15 protein-coding genes are annotated in these 16,411 nt (G+C 38.1%); 1 reads left to right on the top strand and 14 read right to left on the bottom strand.

What is annotated here, in order from left to right; all coding sequences use genetic code 11:
* Positions 1 to 63: 63 nt before the first annotated feature.
* The 7 genes from ACN0TV_RS11460 to ACN0TV_RS11430 all read right to left on the bottom strand — a co-directional run bounded on the left by ACN0TV_RS11460 (position 64) and on the right by ACN0TV_RS11430 (position 8,427).
* Entirely contained in the window at positions 64 to 1,464 is a 1,401-nt protein-coding gene (locus tag ACN0TV_RS11460; RefSeq protein WP_417363054.1) for an efflux transporter outer membrane subunit, read from the bottom strand.
* Between the two features lie 11 nt (positions 1,465 to 1,475).
* On the bottom strand, positions 1,476 to 4,616 hold the full coding sequence (locus ACN0TV_RS11455; protein ID WP_417363053.1) for an efflux RND transporter permease subunit: 3,141 nt from the start codon (positions 4,614 to 4,616) through the stop codon (positions 1,476 to 1,478).
* 28 nt (positions 4,617 to 4,644) lie between these two features.
* Positions 4,645 to 5,772, bottom strand: coding sequence for an efflux RND transporter periplasmic adaptor subunit (locus tag ACN0TV_RS11450; RefSeq protein WP_417363052.1), 1,128 nt, complete (start codon positions 5,770 to 5,772; stop codon positions 4,645 to 4,647).
* Positions 5,769 to 6,287: a GbsR/MarR family transcriptional regulator gene (locus ACN0TV_RS11445; RefSeq protein ID WP_417363051.1), complete on the bottom strand. Its 519-nt coding sequence runs from the start codon at positions 6,285 to 6,287 to the stop codon at positions 5,769 to 5,771. Before ACN0TV_RS11445 ends, ACN0TV_RS11450 begins: the two co-directional genes overlap by 4 nt.
* Before the next feature lie 269 nt (positions 6,288 to 6,556).
* Complete coding sequence (locus ACN0TV_RS11440; protein WP_417363050.1) at positions 6,557 to 6,952, bottom strand: hypothetical protein; 396 nt, start codon at positions 6,950 to 6,952, stop codon at positions 6,557 to 6,559.
* Positions 6,952 to 7,971 carry a phenylalanine--tRNA ligase subunit alpha gene (pheS, locus tag ACN0TV_RS11435; protein WP_417363049.1) on the bottom strand — a complete coding sequence of 340 codons (1,020 nt, stop codon included), beginning with the start codon at positions 7,969 to 7,971 and terminating at the stop codon, positions 6,952 to 6,954. Before pheS ends, ACN0TV_RS11440 begins: the two co-directional genes overlap by 1 nt.
* A 99-nt stretch (positions 7,972 to 8,070) precedes the next feature.
* Positions 8,071 to 8,427: a hypothetical protein gene (locus tag ACN0TV_RS11430; protein WP_417363048.1), complete on the bottom strand. Its 357-nt coding sequence runs from the start codon at positions 8,425 to 8,427 to the stop codon at positions 8,071 to 8,073.
* Positions 8,428 to 8,532: 105 nt separating this feature from the next.
* On the opposite strand from ACN0TV_RS11430, the gene ACN0TV_RS11425 reads away from it, so the two are divergent.
* Complete coding sequence (locus ACN0TV_RS11425) at positions 8,533 to 9,117, top strand: CvpA family protein (RefSeq protein WP_417363047.1); 585 nt, start codon at positions 8,533 to 8,535, stop codon at positions 9,115 to 9,117.
* An 89-nt stretch (positions 9,118 to 9,206) separates the two neighbouring features.
* Here the strand turns inward: ACN0TV_RS11425 and ACN0TV_RS11420 are convergent, their stop codons facing one another.
* From ACN0TV_RS11420 to ACN0TV_RS11390, 7 genes are all read right to left on the bottom strand, one after another.
* The gene (locus ACN0TV_RS11420) at positions 9,207 to 9,833 is read right to left on the bottom strand and encodes a carbonic anhydrase (protein WP_417363046.1); all 627 of its coding nucleotides are present in this window, start codon (positions 9,831 to 9,833) and stop codon (positions 9,207 to 9,209) included.
* Between the two features lie 41 nt (positions 9,834 to 9,874).
* Positions 9,875 to 11,422, bottom strand: a complete 1,548-nt coding sequence (locus tag ACN0TV_RS11415) for a SulP family inorganic anion transporter (RefSeq protein WP_417363045.1) — start codon at positions 11,420 to 11,422, stop codon at positions 9,875 to 9,877.
* Positions 11,423 to 11,490: 68 nt separating this feature from the next.
* The gene (locus tag ACN0TV_RS11410; protein WP_417363044.1) at positions 11,491 to 11,802 is read right to left on the bottom strand and encodes a hypothetical protein; all 312 of its coding nucleotides are present in this window, start codon (positions 11,800 to 11,802) and stop codon (positions 11,491 to 11,493) included.
* A 67-nt stretch (positions 11,803 to 11,869) separates the two neighbouring features.
* Positions 11,870 to 12,658: a tetratricopeptide repeat protein gene (locus ACN0TV_RS11405; RefSeq protein ID WP_417363043.1), complete on the bottom strand. Its 789-nt coding sequence runs from the start codon at positions 12,656 to 12,658 to the stop codon at positions 11,870 to 11,872.
* Positions 12,655 to 14,433: a BatD family protein gene (locus ACN0TV_RS11400; RefSeq protein WP_417363042.1), complete on the bottom strand. Its 1,779-nt coding sequence runs from the start codon at positions 14,431 to 14,433 to the stop codon at positions 12,655 to 12,657. The genes ACN0TV_RS11405 and ACN0TV_RS11400 overlap by 4 nt, the downstream gene beginning before the upstream one ends.
* A gap of 6 nt (positions 14,434 to 14,439) precedes the next feature.
* Positions 14,440 to 15,387: a tetratricopeptide repeat protein gene (locus ACN0TV_RS11395; RefSeq protein ID WP_417363041.1), complete on the bottom strand. Its 948-nt coding sequence runs from the start codon at positions 15,385 to 15,387 to the stop codon at positions 14,440 to 14,442.
* Positions 15,365 to 16,411 carry a VWA domain-containing protein gene (locus ACN0TV_RS11390; RefSeq protein WP_417363040.1) on the bottom strand — a complete coding sequence of 349 codons (1,047 nt, stop codon included), beginning with the start codon at positions 16,409 to 16,411 and terminating at the stop codon, positions 15,365 to 15,367. Before ACN0TV_RS11390 ends, ACN0TV_RS11395 begins: the two co-directional genes overlap by 23 nt.

Raw genomic sequence — 16,411 nt, 5'->3', positions numbered from 1 at the left:
CCCCCGCGTGCGCGAGGGTGATCTGTAATTTGTAAGTTTAAGTAGAGAACTAAGTCTCTTATGTTATCTCCATCCGCCTCCTAAGGCTTGGTAAAGATCTACGATAGCATTTAGTTGTAAATATTTGTTATTCACTAAAGCCAATTGAGAGTTTAACACATTTTCCTGTGCATTCAATACCTCTAGGTAATTCGCCAAACCTTGGTTTAATAGTTCTTCAGAGTATTCAGAGGCAAGTTTATAGGCTTGGTACTCTTTCTCTTTCAATACAATCTTATCAGATGTGGCCTCATAGGTATACAAGGCATCTGAAACTTCCTGTCCGGCGGTTAACAAGGCCTTTTTATAAGTCAATAGAGCTTGTTCTTGTTGCGCTTTGGATACTTCATATTGAGTTCTGATTCTTCTACCATTTAATACGGGTTGAACTAAACCTCCAACCAAAGTATTAAAAAACGAACTGGCATCTAACCATTGATCCAATTCAATACTCTGGAAGCCTGCAGTTGCACCAAGGGTAATAGATGGATAGAAGCTACTTCTAGCGACATTAGTAAGCTCGAAAGTATTGATCAAACCAAATTCAGCAGCCAAGACATCAGGTCTATTCTGAAGTAATAAATAAGGTACTCCGGTGACCAAGTCAGTGGTGATTTGTTGGTTTTCAAGAACCCCTCGCTCTATTCCATGAGCAGGTTCACCTAAAAGTATAGAAAAAGCATTTTCTAAAATTTTAGTTTGGTTCTCAATATCAATTAGAATAGACTGTGCAGCGTACAACTGTGCAGCTGTTTGTTGAACTGCAACTTCAGTCAGCATACCAGCCTGTTTTAATGCCTGGGTAGTTTCCAAACTACCTTTACGCGTGTCTATAGTTTCTTCAGTAATCCTAAACTGCTGATCTAAAGAAAGTAATTGATAATACATAGAAGCTACCGCTGCAACCAATTCTGTCTTCACGGCCTTGTGCGCTTCTATACTCTGCAAGTAAGTCGCTTGAAAAGCACGTTTATTACTTCTAATCTTACCCCATATATCAGCCTCCCAAGAGAGTTGTGCAGACAAATCATATTGTGTTACTGCACCACTAAATACGCTCCCGAATTGACTGTTTTCTGAGTTTTCAGTTCGCGTGCCTGAAGCGTTTATAGCTAAGGTTGGATAATTTCCTGCCTTACCTTGTTTAAGATACGCTTCAGTAGCTGCAATCTGTTGTATGGCAACACGAATATCCAAGTTATTGGCTAAGACATTTTCAATATGTCCTTTTAATATTGGATCATCGAACAGATCTCTCCAAGACACCATTCCAAGAGAAGTACTATCAAGTGAAATCTGATCGGTTCTATATAAATTCTCGGTTTCAACATCTGGTCGCTCGTAATTTTTAGCTACAAAACAAGATTGTAGTAAAAATGGAACCGCTAGACCAAGTAAAACTTTATATGTTTTGATTTTCATCATTGTTAAATTTGTTAAGCTTCAATTTCAGTGAATGGTTCTTTTTTCGAACTTACCTTCTCTTGTAACCATTGGAATACAACAAAGAGTACTGGGATTACAAATACCCCTAAAATGGTTCCAATCAGCATCCCACCTACAGCTCCGGTACCAATCGAACGGTTTCCTTCTGCTCCAACTCCACCAGCTAATGCCAATGGCATAAGCCCTAAAATAAAGGCAAATGAGGTCATTAAAATTGGACGTAAACGTGCCTTAGCTCCATGGACTGCGGAATCAGTAAGGCTTTCACCTCTTCTACGCCGCTGCAACGCAAATTCAACAATAAGAATTGCATTTTTAGCCAGCAGTCCAATCAACATAATCAGTGCGATCTGGAAGTAAATATTATTCTCCAAACCAGCCACCATGGTGGTAAAATAGGCTCCGAATACACCTAATGGGAGTGATAAGATCACCGCAAAAGGTAACATATAGCTCTCATACTGCGCTGCAAGTAAAAAGTATACAAATACGATACTCAATATAAAGATTAAAACCGTTTGTCCACCTGCGCTTACCTCCTCACGAGTTAAACCTGAATAAGCAATATCATAATCCGCAGGAAGGTTCGAAACCTCTTGTTCTATAACATTAATTGCATCCCCGGTACTAAAACCTGGGTTGGTAGCTCCAGACACACTCGTGGAGTTATAAAGATTGAAACGCGTTACAGATTGCGGCCCGTACACTCTTTTAAGACTAATAAATTGTGTGATTGGCGCCATTTGGCCATCTCCGGTTCTTACGTATAATCCATCCAATGATTCTACTGTTGCTCTATCCTCCGGAAGTGTTTGTAAAAACACGCGGTACTGTTTACCAAATCTTGAAAAGTCTGCTGCATATATCCCTCCAATATACCCTTGTAAGGTGGAGAAAATTGAACTAATAGGAACTCCTAAGCTCTTAGCCACCGGAACATCAATCTCCATTTCAAACTGTGGATAATTCGTGTTAAAGGAGGATTGTGCATACTGAATCTCAGGATGCTTCATAAGTGACATAATGAAGTTCTGGTTGACTTGATCAAGATCTGTAAATGCTCCTCCTGATCTGTCTAATAAATTAAATTCAAACCCGGCAGACGTACCGAATCCAGGTACACTAGGAGGGGCAAAGAAAATAATATTTGCTCCGGGAATCGTAGCTGCAACACCAAAAAGTTTTCCGGTAATAGCATCAATAGAGAGCGATTCATCTTCACGAAGTTTCCAATCATCTAATTTGATAAATCCTAGACCATAGTTACTTCCTTGACCACCGATCAAACTAAACCCAGTAATTAAAGTCACACCGTCAAGTCCGTCGATATCTTTAATCTTATTGTACAATTCTCCATTTACCTCAGCGGTTCTATCCATAGATGATCCTGGAGGTAACTCTACATTGACAAACACCATGGCTCTATCTTCATTTGGCACAAAACCAGTAGGTGTAACCTGAGTTGCCCAGTAAATACCTGCTGCCGAAGCCAATAACATTAGTACGGTCACCCATTTATTCTTCACTAAGAACCCTAAGGCCTTACCATATCTTTCTGTAGCAGCACCAAAGCCTTTGTTAAAGGCATCATAGAATCGTTGTAAAAAGCTTTTGCTCTTTTTCTCTTCCTCTGAATGCGTTTTTAAGAGCAGAGCACACAATGCAGGACTTAAGGTCAATGCATTCACCGCTGAAATTAAAATAGCAACGATCAATGTAACACCAAACTGCTCATAGAACACCCCTGTAGGACCTTGAATAAAAGTCACCGGTATAAACACTGCGGCCATCACTAAGGTTATCGAAATAATCGCACCGGTAATTTCCTCCATGGCACCATGGGTAGCTTCTTTAGCGCTTTTAACATTACCTTCTTCTAACTTGGCATGCACCGCTTCCACTACCACAATGGCATCATCCACCACAATACCAATTGCCAGCACTAGGGCGAACAAGGTTAATAAGTTAATAGAATACCCAAAAACATTCAAGAAGAAGAATGTACCAATAATTGCAACCGGTACTGCTATAGCCGGGATTAGAGTGGATCTAAAATCTTGCAAGAAAATAAACACCACTATAAATACCAGTATAAAGGCTTCGATGAGGGTATTAACAACCTTGTCGATGGAAGCCGTTAAGAATACGTTGGTATCATACGGAATAAAGACTTCTATACCGTCAGGGAAACTACCAGACATTTCATCCAGCTTTTTCTTGATGTTTTCAATAATTTCCTGAGCATTGGATCCTTTGGTCTGGAATATTCCCATACTCACACTAGGATACCCATTTGTCTTAGCACTGGAAGCATATGAGAATGCATCCAATTCAATCTTGGCTACATCCTTTAATCGGAGATACTCTCCGTTTCCTAAGGCTTTAATAATAATATCCTCGTATTGTTTCTCGGTCTTAAATCGACCGCTATATTTGATAACATAAGAGAATGCTTCTCCATTGTTCTCTCCAAGAGAACCTGCAGCTGCCTCCAAACTCTGCTCATTTAAAGCAGCCATTACATCTGTTGGAATGAGGTTGTAGGCTGCTAACTTTTCAGGTTGTAACCAGACTCTCATCGAGTAATCCTGGGTAGAAAACACCTGTACGTTACCAACTCCATTAACCCTTTGAATTTCCGGAGTAACGTTGATTTTTAAATAGTTCGCTAAAAATGTAGCATCATAGTTCGTATTCGTCGTGTAAAACGACATAAACATTAGTGCACTAGTTTGTTGCTTTTGAGTAGTAACCCCTGTCTGAATTACCTCTTGAGGTAATAAAGGATTCGCACGAGCTACCCTATTTTGCACGTTAACCGATGCGATATCTGCATCTGTTTCCTGATCGAAATACACAGTGATTTCAGCTGAACCGGCATTGGTAGCAGTTGAAGTAATATATGTCATTCCTTCAACCCCGTTAATCTGCTCTTCAATCGGAATAATAACACTCTCCAAAATGGTTTCAGCATTCGCACCTGGATAGGTTGCTCTGACCGAAATGGTTGGTGGTGCAATATCCGGGTATTGTTCAATAGGCAGGGTAGTAACCCCTAAAACACCTAATATTACTATAATGATCGAGATAACTGTGGATAAAACAGGTCTCTCTATAAACGTTTTTATCATGTCTTACAATTTAACCGTGAGATCCTTTTTAATTTCTAAATACTGTTTTAAGTGGCTTAACAACGCTGTCGTAAGGAACTTCTTGAGGCACTATACTCATGTTCGGTCTTAATTTACCAACACCCTCAGTTACGATAACATCCCCAATTTTGACTCCCGATTTAATAACATATAAGTTGTCGATTCTATCCATGATTTCGATGACATCCGCTGTAACGGTATTATCCTCCTTCACGTGAAATACTAAAAATTGACCCTGTCTTTCAAAGGTTGCAGCCTGAGGAATAACCGGTAGTTTAGAATAGGTAGAAGGGATTAAGATCTTACCACTATTACCATTGGTAACAATTTGATTAGGATTGTCAAAAATTGCTCTGAAACTTACCGTTCCGGTACTTTGACTCACTTGGCCGGTTACAGTTTGTATTTTCCCTTGCTCTTTATAAATACTACCATTGGCGAGCTCAAGACTCACTGCAGGCATCTTATCCAATTTATCCTGTAAAGTTTCACCTTCTGCATTTTGGATAAAGTCCAAGTAATCCTTTTCATTCATAGAAAAATAAGCATAAACCTCACTAATATCAGAAACAGTAGTTAGTGGCGTTGGATCTGCAGGACTCACCAATGAACCTACACGGTAAGGTATAGCACCAACATAGCCATTAACCGCACTCTTTACGGTAGCATACCCAATATTAGCGGTAATGCTATTATGCGTACTCTTTGCTTGTGCTAATTTAGCCTTAGCAGTTTCAAGTTGAACACTACTTATGATACCTTTTTCAACCAAAGGTTTCAATCTATCTACTTCTACTTGGGCTGCATTTACTGTTGCTTGAGCAGCTTCAGCATCTTGAGATAACGATGCGGTTTCAAGTCTGAATAGCGGTTGTCCAACTCGAACTTTCTCTCCCTCATCTACCAATACTTGTTTGATATAACCTGATACTTTTGCGCGAATATCACTATTCACAACACCTTCGATGCTCGCTGGATAGCTACTGTTTCCGGTAACCTCCTTGGCCTCAACTTTCACTACCGGAAAGGGTAATGCCTGTTGTGCTGCACCTTGCTGTTGTTCTTTTCCGCCACAAGCACTTAGAGTTAATGCCATTGCTATGGATAATAATTTTAAATACAATTTTGCCCTCATTTTTGTTCCTGATTGATAGTTATTAATAAATTGTTTTTAAGTTTTTTCAAGTTTTCAATCATACTCTCTAAAAACTCAATATAATGGATAGAAAATCCCATTTCCCGTTGTTGTTCCTCTTTTGTTAATGAATTATGCTCAAATTGAAGTTTCTTATACTCCAGTACTTTGACATGAAGCACTTTTTCGCGTTCCCACGATGCCACCTTATCATCCAATCGATTTACCATGTTGTTTTCGGCAATTTTAAAATAACGCCTGCGATCACCTGACTTGGTGTAATATCCAACCCTTCCCATAGTTTGCAACAACTGAAGATTGGTAGATACAGAGCTCTTGCTCACTTCCAGTTCTTCAACTATTTCATCAAAGGTGGCGCCGGAATTTCCTGCCAAAGCCAGGAATGCAAATATTCTCGATGACAATGGGGAGAGTATATCTTGGCTTTCAAAATACACGCCCATTTCTTCAATTAATTGCTTTTTAACCTTTATTAATTCCAATGGATCTGCCATACTAAAATTTAACGAGGACAAAAATACGCCTAGTTCGGTTTTAACAGAACTAATCACAGTTAATAATTTGTTAATTAAACGATTATTGCCCTACAACCCTATTAGTCAGATAGTTAATAGCCTAAAAACATAAATTATTATCGATGAATATCGCCATATATAAGGTCGATTAAAGGCATCATTAGTAGAAATGTAGCCTCTAAATTTATATAAAAACTAGGATAATTTTTGGTTTGGAAGTTGAGAGATTCTATGAGCCAATACGTTACTTATTTCGCAAGAACTCCATTTTCGTCCATAAGTGGAATCTCAACAGTATTTGCCTCTGTGATCTGATGCCTTTCAAAAACAAACTTTCGCTCAAACAACTTATTGCCCTGGAAAAAAGTTAAAAAGAATTCGTTATTCAATTTGAATACCTCTTCTTGTAGTAATTCAACTTTTGTGATAGACTTTGGTGCAAGAGTTCCAAAACCATGTCTCATGGTGGAGGTCTGTAAGCCTTCTCCATAACCTCTGGATACTAATATGACAGCTTCCAAGGCTTCGTTTTGATCATTTATCAAATATACCCACCAATCCTTGTTGAGCTTTTCTCCATCCCATTGATCAACGGCTGCAACATATACATTTTGAGCAATAGGAATTTGAATGTCCTTTTTCACTACAACACTGATTTAAATTGTTTTAAAAATCGAAGATCGTTCTCACTTAAAAGTCGAATATCAGAAATCTGATGTTGTAAAAGTGCAATACGATCGATTCCCATTCCAAAAGCAAAACCGGTATACTCTTTAGAATCTATTCCACAATTCTCCAATACATTAGGATCAACCATTCCGCAACCCATAATTTCCAGCCAACCGGTACCTTTGGTCATTCTATAATCGGTTTCGGTTTCAAGACCCCAATATACATCGACCTCAGCACTAGGTTCTGTGAACGGAAAGTAAGAAGGTCGCAATCGGATCTTTGATTTTCCAAACATTTCTTGGGTAAAGAACTGAAGTGTTTGTTTTAAATCTGCAAATGAAACTCCCTTATCGATGTACAATCCCTCTACTTGGTGGAAGAAACAATGAGAACGCGATGAAATTGCCTCGTTCCTGTATACCCTTCCCGGTGATATCGTTCTTATAGGAGGTTGATTCTTCTCCATATAACGTACCTGTACAGAAGACGTATGTGTTCTCAAAAGGATATCCGGATCGGTTTGAACAAAGAATGTATCCTGCATATCTCTGGCAGGATGGTATTCCGGTAAGTTTAATGCGGTAAAGTTATGCCAGTCATCTTCTATCTCAGGACCTTCAGAAACATTAAATCCAATACGTGAAAAAATATCAATAATCTGATTTTTAACCAATGATATTGGGTGTCTGGAACCCACCTCATATGGCATGCCGGGACGTGTTAAGTCTCCATATTGAGCAGCAGCATTCGAATTGTTTTCCAAAACTTCTTTAAGAGTGGTAACCCTGTCCTGAGCAGCGTTTTTTAACTCATTGATCACTTGACCAAATACTTTCTTCTGCTCATTGGGTACATTTTTGAACTCTGCAAAAAAAGCATTAAGAACCCCTTTCTTTCCTAAGTATTGAATTCTAAAACTCTCTACTTCTTCCAATTGATCGGTTGAAAAAGCCTTTACCTTCTCAATATGTTCCTTAATGGTCGATATCATACGTCTTGTCTTTGAATGCGCAAATTTAACTATTCTAAAGAAAATACCTTATTTACTTTAGGTAATTATTCCTTCTATATCTTTAAAATACGATTGTGCCTAGTCTAAATAGCCATTTTCAGTAAAATACTGCACTAGTGCCTCCTTCATCAACACGGATTGTTCTCCAGCCTTCAGCGTTGGTAATTGCTCATTCACTGTATAATGTGGCCATCCGTCATCATCGTAAAAATCAAACTCATAATAACCATAGGGTTCTAATAATTTACAGATGGCAATATGCATTAAGTTTAATTTTTCGTCTTTCTTAAACCCTCTGTGCAATTGACCCAATTCTTGAACTCCAACTAAGTATATGATGGACTCTATATCTAAGTCTTCTCCTTCTGAGAAACGATTAGAGAGCTTCTCCACCAACGTATCCCATTTCAATTTCAAGGTCTCATCTCTTGCCATTTCACTAATTTTAGTGCAAAAGTAAACAACTAAATTCACATTTAAGGCTTTCGATCATCAATCCCCTAAAAATAGTATATTTGTTAAATCCATTAATTATGGCACATGAATTACATTGATATTGTTATAGGCGGATTACTGGTTTACGGTGTAGTACGCGGCTTTGTAAAGGGATTATTTATAGAGATCGCCTCCATTCTAGCGTTAATTGTAGGAATCTATGGTGCCATACATTTTTCATACTACATTGGAGATTTTTTGGAGCAAAAAGTAGATTGGGATCAGCGCTATGTAAGTCTGGTCGCATTTGCACTAACCTTTATGGTGATTCTTATTGCGGTGTCTCTGATTGGCAAACTCCTGACTAAGATTGCGAATTTTGCCGCTTTAGGATTTATAAACAAATTGTTTGGGGCTGCATTTGGAGGTTTAAAAATTGCCATTATTTTGGGAGCAATTTTAGTGTTTGTTGATCGTGGAAATCAAACTTTTCGCCTGATTGATCAAGAAACTTTAGATAATTCGATCACCTATTCCAAAGTGAAAGATTTAGGAAACTATGTATTCGCGTGGGTGATTCGAGAGGATCCCAACCTAAATAACCTCAATATTAATTTTGATAGGGATGATCAGCCGAAGAATAGCAATACGGCTACTGAAAATGATTCAATTGTCCCTAAGACACAGTAGCAGATTTTAGAGGTTGACATGATTATAAAGCAGTAAAAGCACAACAACCGAAATTGAAGTGCTTTTAGTTGACAAATCCAATGCTAAACTTAGTCTAGTGTATATATTTGCATGATATATTTCAAAATCCCATCCAAATCGATTTTAAGATCGATTAACTCACCTGTTTTAATATCAAATACCCAACCGTGAACCTTTAAACCATGATTCTTAACTGCTTTTTGGATGACTGCAGTTTTAATAAGATTTACACATTGCTCCTGTACATTAAGTTCCACAAGACGGTTGTACTGCTGCACGGGATCCTTTATGGAATCCAGTTCGTTTTGGTGCAATCGATACACATCTCGAATATTTCTAAGCCAGGGATTTAGTATTCCAAGATCTGCAGATTGCATAGCCGCTTTAACACCACCACATCCATAATGACCACAAATGACTACGTGTTCAACATTTAGGTGTTTCACAGAGTACTCTACCACAGACATCGCATTTAAATCTGTTCCGACTACTAAATTAGCGATATTGCGATGTACAAAAACCTCACCGGGGCCCAACCCCATTAGATCTTCCGCGGTAACTCGGCTATCGGAACATCCTATATACAATAGCTTAGGATCCTGTCCTTGGTTTAGTTTACTGAAGTAATCAGGGTCTAACTCCAATTTTCGAGTGATCCATTTCTTGTTGTTTTCAAAAACTGCTTCTGGGTTCATTCTTTTTATTTTTTTGTAAAAGTATTGATTTTTCAACGTTTTCATACGGCTTTTTCCTTTGATTCAGATAATAAAAGCTTGGAAAAACTGTTTGGATTGAAGACTATGCCTTGTGTAGTAATCAATTTTACCCCAATATTTTTTTGTTTTGAAGTATGAACAAAGTCATCTAATATTTCTAAAATATCGTAATTGAGTTTGATCGTGTTTCGAATATCCAATTCCAATAATGTTTTTTCAGGTAATTTGTTTAACTCATTTAAAATAGCCCCTTTATTTAAAAAAGATATTTCTTCTGCCAGAGTCATTTTTACAATTTGTCCGCCATTAGTACTCTTTTCAATATGTAGAAAATGAGAGTTCTTATAACTATTGATCAATATCGTTATAATCCCTACGGCTAATCCAAGTCCAATTCCAATTAACAAATCTGCGAATACTACCCCGAGGACCGTTATTATAAAAGGAATGAACTGAGAAGATCCAAGTGTTAACATTTGTTTAAATACAGATGGTTTGGCTAATTTGTAACCTACAATCAGCAATATTGATGCTAGTACTGCTATCGGAATCATATTTAAAAATACTGGAATTAATATCACTGAAATCAATATTAAAAACCCATGAAGAATTGGAGAAAGTTTTGTCTTACCTCCTGCATGTAAATTAGTAGAACTCCTAACAATCACTTGTGTAATGGGAAGTCCCCCTATGAAACCTGACAACACATTTCCGGTTCCTTGAGCCAGCAGTTCTCTGTTGGTAGGAGTGACTCTCTTCTCGGGGTCCAATTTATCAGTTGCCTCAACACACAATAATGTTTCTAAACTTGCTACAATTGCAATGGTAAAACCGGTAACCCAAACATCAGGATTGCTTATGGCAGAGAAATTTGGAAAACTAAACTGCCCCATGAAAGAATTGAAATCTTCAGCAACAGGTACAGAAACTAATTGATTTTCGGAAATTTGAAATCCAGGAACAGATTGTGTTAAAATAAAATAAACAACCCCAACAACAACAGCTACCAATGGTCCGGGAATAATTTTAAAAATGTCGTGCTTATGGATTAGGACCTTATCCCATAGTAACAGAATACCTAGTGAAAGTATTGAAATAAGCACAACGCTAGGAGTAATTAGATCGAAAATTTTCCCTAAACCTTCAATTGATAAGGACTTTGAGTCATATCCCAAAACAAGTGGTATTTGCTTTATAAAAATAATAATCCCTATACCCGCTAACATCCCTTTAATTACTGAAGATGGGAAATAGTAGCCTATAACACCTGCTCGAAGAATTCCAAGTAAGATTTGTAGGACTCCACCAATAACCACAGCTAATAAAAAGTTTTCAAATCCTAAGTTTGCAATTGCAGCGAATACGATCACTGCCAGACCCGCAGCGGGTCCACTAACTCCAATTGATGAACCACTTAGTCCACCGACAACTATTCCACCTATAATTCCTGCTATAACACCGGAAAACAAAGGGGCACCACTAGCCAGCGCTATTCCTAAACATAGCGGTAAGGCAACGAAAAATACAACCAGCGAAGCTGGTAAATCGCTTTTTAAATTTTTGAACATATCTATATATTTCGCCCAGTTATACACTGAACAATTTTTTTATTATACTTAAATTTTAACCGGAAAAATTAAGCGATATGTTCGGGAGGTGGCGATATGACATCGATCACCAGGTCGTAATTATGTAAAATGTAGAAGTGATATTCGGATCTTTTTAGCTCTAAGCTCGCCATGGCCATTTCAGAAGATTTATGGTATGGCAATTCTTTGACCTCCTTTAACTGATTTGAGGTACTATCTGTCTTTTCTTCTTCAGCTACATTAAAAAAATAAGCAACATCTGCATTATTCTCGATGACTTTAACCACCGCAGGGGCAATCAAAAATCCTCCGAATATTATCAGAAAAAAACAAGATATTATTCTCTTTCTTAGTTGCAAAGTAGGTGTTTGAAATTAACTACAGCCAAATATAAGGCATCTTAAAATAAACTTTGTTAACTAAAAATTAAAAATCCTTTATGACCTTTAATTCTCCTTGAGGCAACCAACCGATTTTTCCATCGGCTAGACGAATTTTTTTCCATCCCCCCATGGTATCAAGCACATTTACCTTGGTTCCTTCATGCAATTGGAATATTTCTTCACTTCCCATATTAGGCTCAGAAGTTACCGAAGTTTCCTTGGCAAATATAATAGCAAGAGTCTTACTGTTTTGAATCGTGTATTCTTTATAGGCTCCGACTACAGCTGCTATAGAGAGCAACAACATGAAAAAACTCAAGACAAAGAACAGTCGCTTTTGGCGGTGGTAACTCGAGAAGTAGTACAAAAGGAATACCACTACAAAAAGAAACATAAAAACAATAGAGCCAATGGCCCATGTAGTATGTGAAAATACTCCCACTACACTAGACACTAACCGATCTATGCCTGTTTGAGGCAGCACATCAATGGCGTCAATGGTCATGTTTTCGGCATATTGCAGATTGTTTAAAATATCCGGATCTTTTGGTTTAAGCAATAAGGCCTTTTCATAATAATAGATACTCGGAGCAATCTGATTGAGCTTGTAATACGCGTTCCCTAAATTATAATACAATTCTGCAGAGTGCTGACCACTTTCAGAGATCTTTAAATAATCCTCAATGGCAGTCTGATACTCTCCTTTGTTGTATAAGCTATTGGCCTTTTCGAACAGCTCCAGGTTTCCCTGCTGTGCAAATGTAGGGAAGGCATAAAACATTAGGCCTAGAAACAATGCGATTTTACAGCTATTTATGATGGCTCTTCTCATTTCTTGAATTGTTTATCAATTTTGGAAATTACATCGGCAGACTTTTCGTAATCCACCTCCATTTCTGCCTTGGTACTCGGAGAATAACGTGCTAATTCACAGCTTTTTAAAATCCCTATAAAATCATCCACCACTCCATTTTCTACTCCATTCGAGCGGAGTAGTTCACTTATTTTCTCCTTGCTGAATTCCGAAGTAACTAATTTTAGTTTCGCCTTCAGATAGTTATGCAAAGCACGCTCTAAAGATTCGTAAAAAGCTTCTTTTTGACCGATATTTTTCTTAGCCTCTGAAAGGTATTTCTTCGCGAGTTTATTGGCTTTCCTTACGCGATTTCCAATGACATCACCGGCGATTTCAGCACGTTTTTTACCTATAAAGATGGCAATCGGTATTCCAAATAGAGGAAGGAGTAACAACCAATAATATAAGGTCGATCCAAAGAATACCGAATCCGATTTCTCAGATAAGGCTGTGGAAAGTTTGATAAACTTGAATTGGTTTTCATCAGCGTTCACATTTTGCTTCACTATACCAGGATCACTTGTGGCTACACTAGCATCATTGGTTGGCCCTTCAAACACATTAATTAGTAATTGCTGAGAAGTCAGGGTCTTGTAAGTACCTTTATCAGGATCAAAATAGGAGAATGCTACACTTGGAATCGGATACTTTCCTTTGTACTGAGGTATTATGGTATAGTTGTTTGATATTTCCCCTCTGTTTCCTGAGAGTGTTGTGTTAACTTCCTCCACCAATTCAGGTTCATATACCTCTAAGGAACTTGGAAGGGTTAGCTTGGGTAATTCAAAAAGTTTTAAATTTCCCGTACCGGAAACCTGAAGTTTTGCCGTTAGTGATTCGTTAGCTTTTAAATCTGACTTGGTAGTCACCACATCAAAAGTAAATTGGCCTACTGCACCGGTAAATCCAGCTGGTTTACCTTTTTCAGGCAAGGCTTTAACCGTAATGGTGCGTTTTCCGGCGGTTACTGTTTTATTGATTTGGTTATACAAACGTCCACCAAATATATCTCGTCGATTTGTAGGAACATCTACAGTCACATCCAACGCTAGGGGTTCAATTTCAAGTTTTCCGGTTTTTTGAGGATATAGTACCGTTTTCTTTAATATGACATAGCGGTATTGCTCTCCCTTGTAAAGGCCGGTTTCTACCTGATAACGACTCACTCTAATATCCTGAGACCAGAAATTGTTATAGGTTGGATTTGCCTTGGGTACAAAATTTGAAACATTGATCCTAGGGCTAACATATAATTTATAAACTACACTAATGGCTTCATTCAAATATGGGTTCGCATTGGATACCTCAGCGACTAGATGTAGATTATCACCTGCAATTTCAGTTGCGGAAGGTGGTGCATTGGGGTCATTAACTGCCTCAGATACCGTAATGGTAATCGGTGTAGTTTTATAGATACTACCATCAATTTCTACCTCAGCTTGTTTGATTGTGAAGGTCCCTTTTGCCTGTGGATCCAGAATATAAGAATAGGTTTTTGAAAAGGATCTCTTCCCATTGACCCATGAATGACTTACAGATTGATTAGGCCCCATAAGCACCTGAAACCCATCAAAGGAAGGTGGAACGAAATTATCCCCATCCTTGTTCATCGTAAATTCAATACGCAAGCGCTCATTGACACCTAACTCAGATTTACTGACTTTTGCTTCAAATTGCACCGCAGTTTCCTGGGCCGGTAAAATTCCAGTTATACATGCAAACAATAGTAATATATATACGTTATATTTCATGGTTGTTTACCAGTCTTTTTCATTTCTAATCGGTTTCCCTTTTACTTCTTGAGCATTGATTCGCTCTCTAACTTTTTTCTCCTCATTATTCATCGCCTCCAGTATGTTTTTTATCTGTTGAGGGGAGAGTTGATTCGGTCTAGGTTGTTGTTGGTTGTCCTGGGGTTGCTCGTTAGATTTTTTATCACCCTGCTCAGGCTTGTTGTCTTGAGGCTGCTTCTGCTGATCGCCATCTTCTCCCTCCTGTTTTTTATCCTTTTGATCCCCTTGTTCATCCTTTTTATCCTCGCCCTGCTTGTCGTCTTTCTTATCTTTATTATTCTGCTGGTTATCTTTTTTATTATCCTTATCGTCCTTGTTTTGATCTTTTTTGTCTTGATCGTCTTTTTTATCCTGGTTATCCTTGTTCTGATCCTGTTGTTTTTTACGTTCTTCTTTTGCCAAGGCGAGATTGTAACGAGTTTCGTCATCAGTCGGATCGTTTCTCAAGGCTTCCTTATAAGCCTCGATAGCCTTAGAGAACTCCTTGTTCTTCATAAATACATTTCCCAAGTTGTGGTAAGCTTTGTGCCTTTCAGCCTTATTATCAGAAGACAGTCCTGCTTCTTTATATCTCATAAAGGCTTCTCCCATACTGTTGTTCCTATAATATAGGTTCCCGAGATTGTATTTGGCAACACTATTGCTGTCATTCTTTGAAATCGCCTCTCTGTAAGCCATCTCTGCCTCAACATCATTCTGATTTTGGGTCAAATCTATATTAGCTTTATAGGTTAATTCCAACGAGGTTTCAGCAGCAGCATCTTTTTGTTTTAAAAGTTTTTTACTATTCTGAGCTGTAGCACTCACACCCCATAACATTAGGGCTGTAAGAAGCAATAGCTGTACTGCTATTCTTTTACTAGACCTTGAATTACGATATGTTGTTCCCCTACTGATCATACTTCTTTTCATTAAACAAATTTAATTTTTGAATCCAAACCGTCTTGCGTTCCAATAGGAAGATATCCAAAAATAACAAGAGTAAAGCAGCGGCAACGAACCACTGAAATTGATCTTTGAAATCTGCAAATTGTTTGGATTCAAACTCCGTCTTATCCATCTGGCTCAAGATATCAGTTACCTGACTCACAACTTCATTGGTATTCGCTCCATTGATGTATTGACCATCTCCTTCTCTTGCAATTGTACGGAGCATGGGTTCGTTTAATTTGGTAATGACTACCTCTCCATTTTTATCTTTTTTATAGGAGTCTATCACTCCGTTTAAACGAATAGGCATTGGCCCTCCTTTTGCAGTACCAACACCAATGGTGTATATTTTAATTCCGGCAGCGCTAGCTTCTTCTACAGCATCGTTGGTGGCATTCGAATGATCCTCTCCATCAGAAACTAAGAACAACACCCTATTGGTTTGGTCCTGGTCATCAAAATAAGTGGTTGCTAACTGTATAGCTTCATTGATTGCGGTTCCTTGCGATGACATCATATCGGTATTCATACTCTGCAAAAACATTTTTGCCGCCGAATAATCCGTTGTAATAGGTAATTGAGGGTGAGCTTGACCTGCATATGCAATGATCCCTATACGATCCGAAGCTAAATTGTTGATGATTTCAGATACTACTCGCTTCGCTTTTTCAATTCGATTTGGTGCGATATCCTCTGCAATCATACTTTTAGACACGTCAATAGCAAATACAATATCAACCCCTTCGCGTTTAACGGTCTCCATTTTAGTCCCGATCTTTGGATTGACTAGAGCAATAGCCAAACAGCTTATAGAAAGTAGAATCAAGACAAGTTTCAAAATCGATTTAAAGGTCGATTTGTTTGGGCTTAACTTATTTAAAGTTTCCGCGTCGGCAAAGCGTTTTTGGGCTTGTTTTTGCCATATCCTATAACCGATAAACAAAACCACCAAAAACGGGATTATTCCCAACACATAGAAATATATTTTTTCGTCTAATTGATACAT

The organism is Galbibacter sp., from assembly GCF_048266365.1.
GTDB lineage: Bacteria > Bacteroidota > Bacteroidia > Flavobacteriales > Flavobacteriaceae > Galbibacter.
The sequence above is the reverse complement of the archived record's forward strand: the minus strand, read 5'-3'. Positions and strand labels throughout refer to the sequence as shown.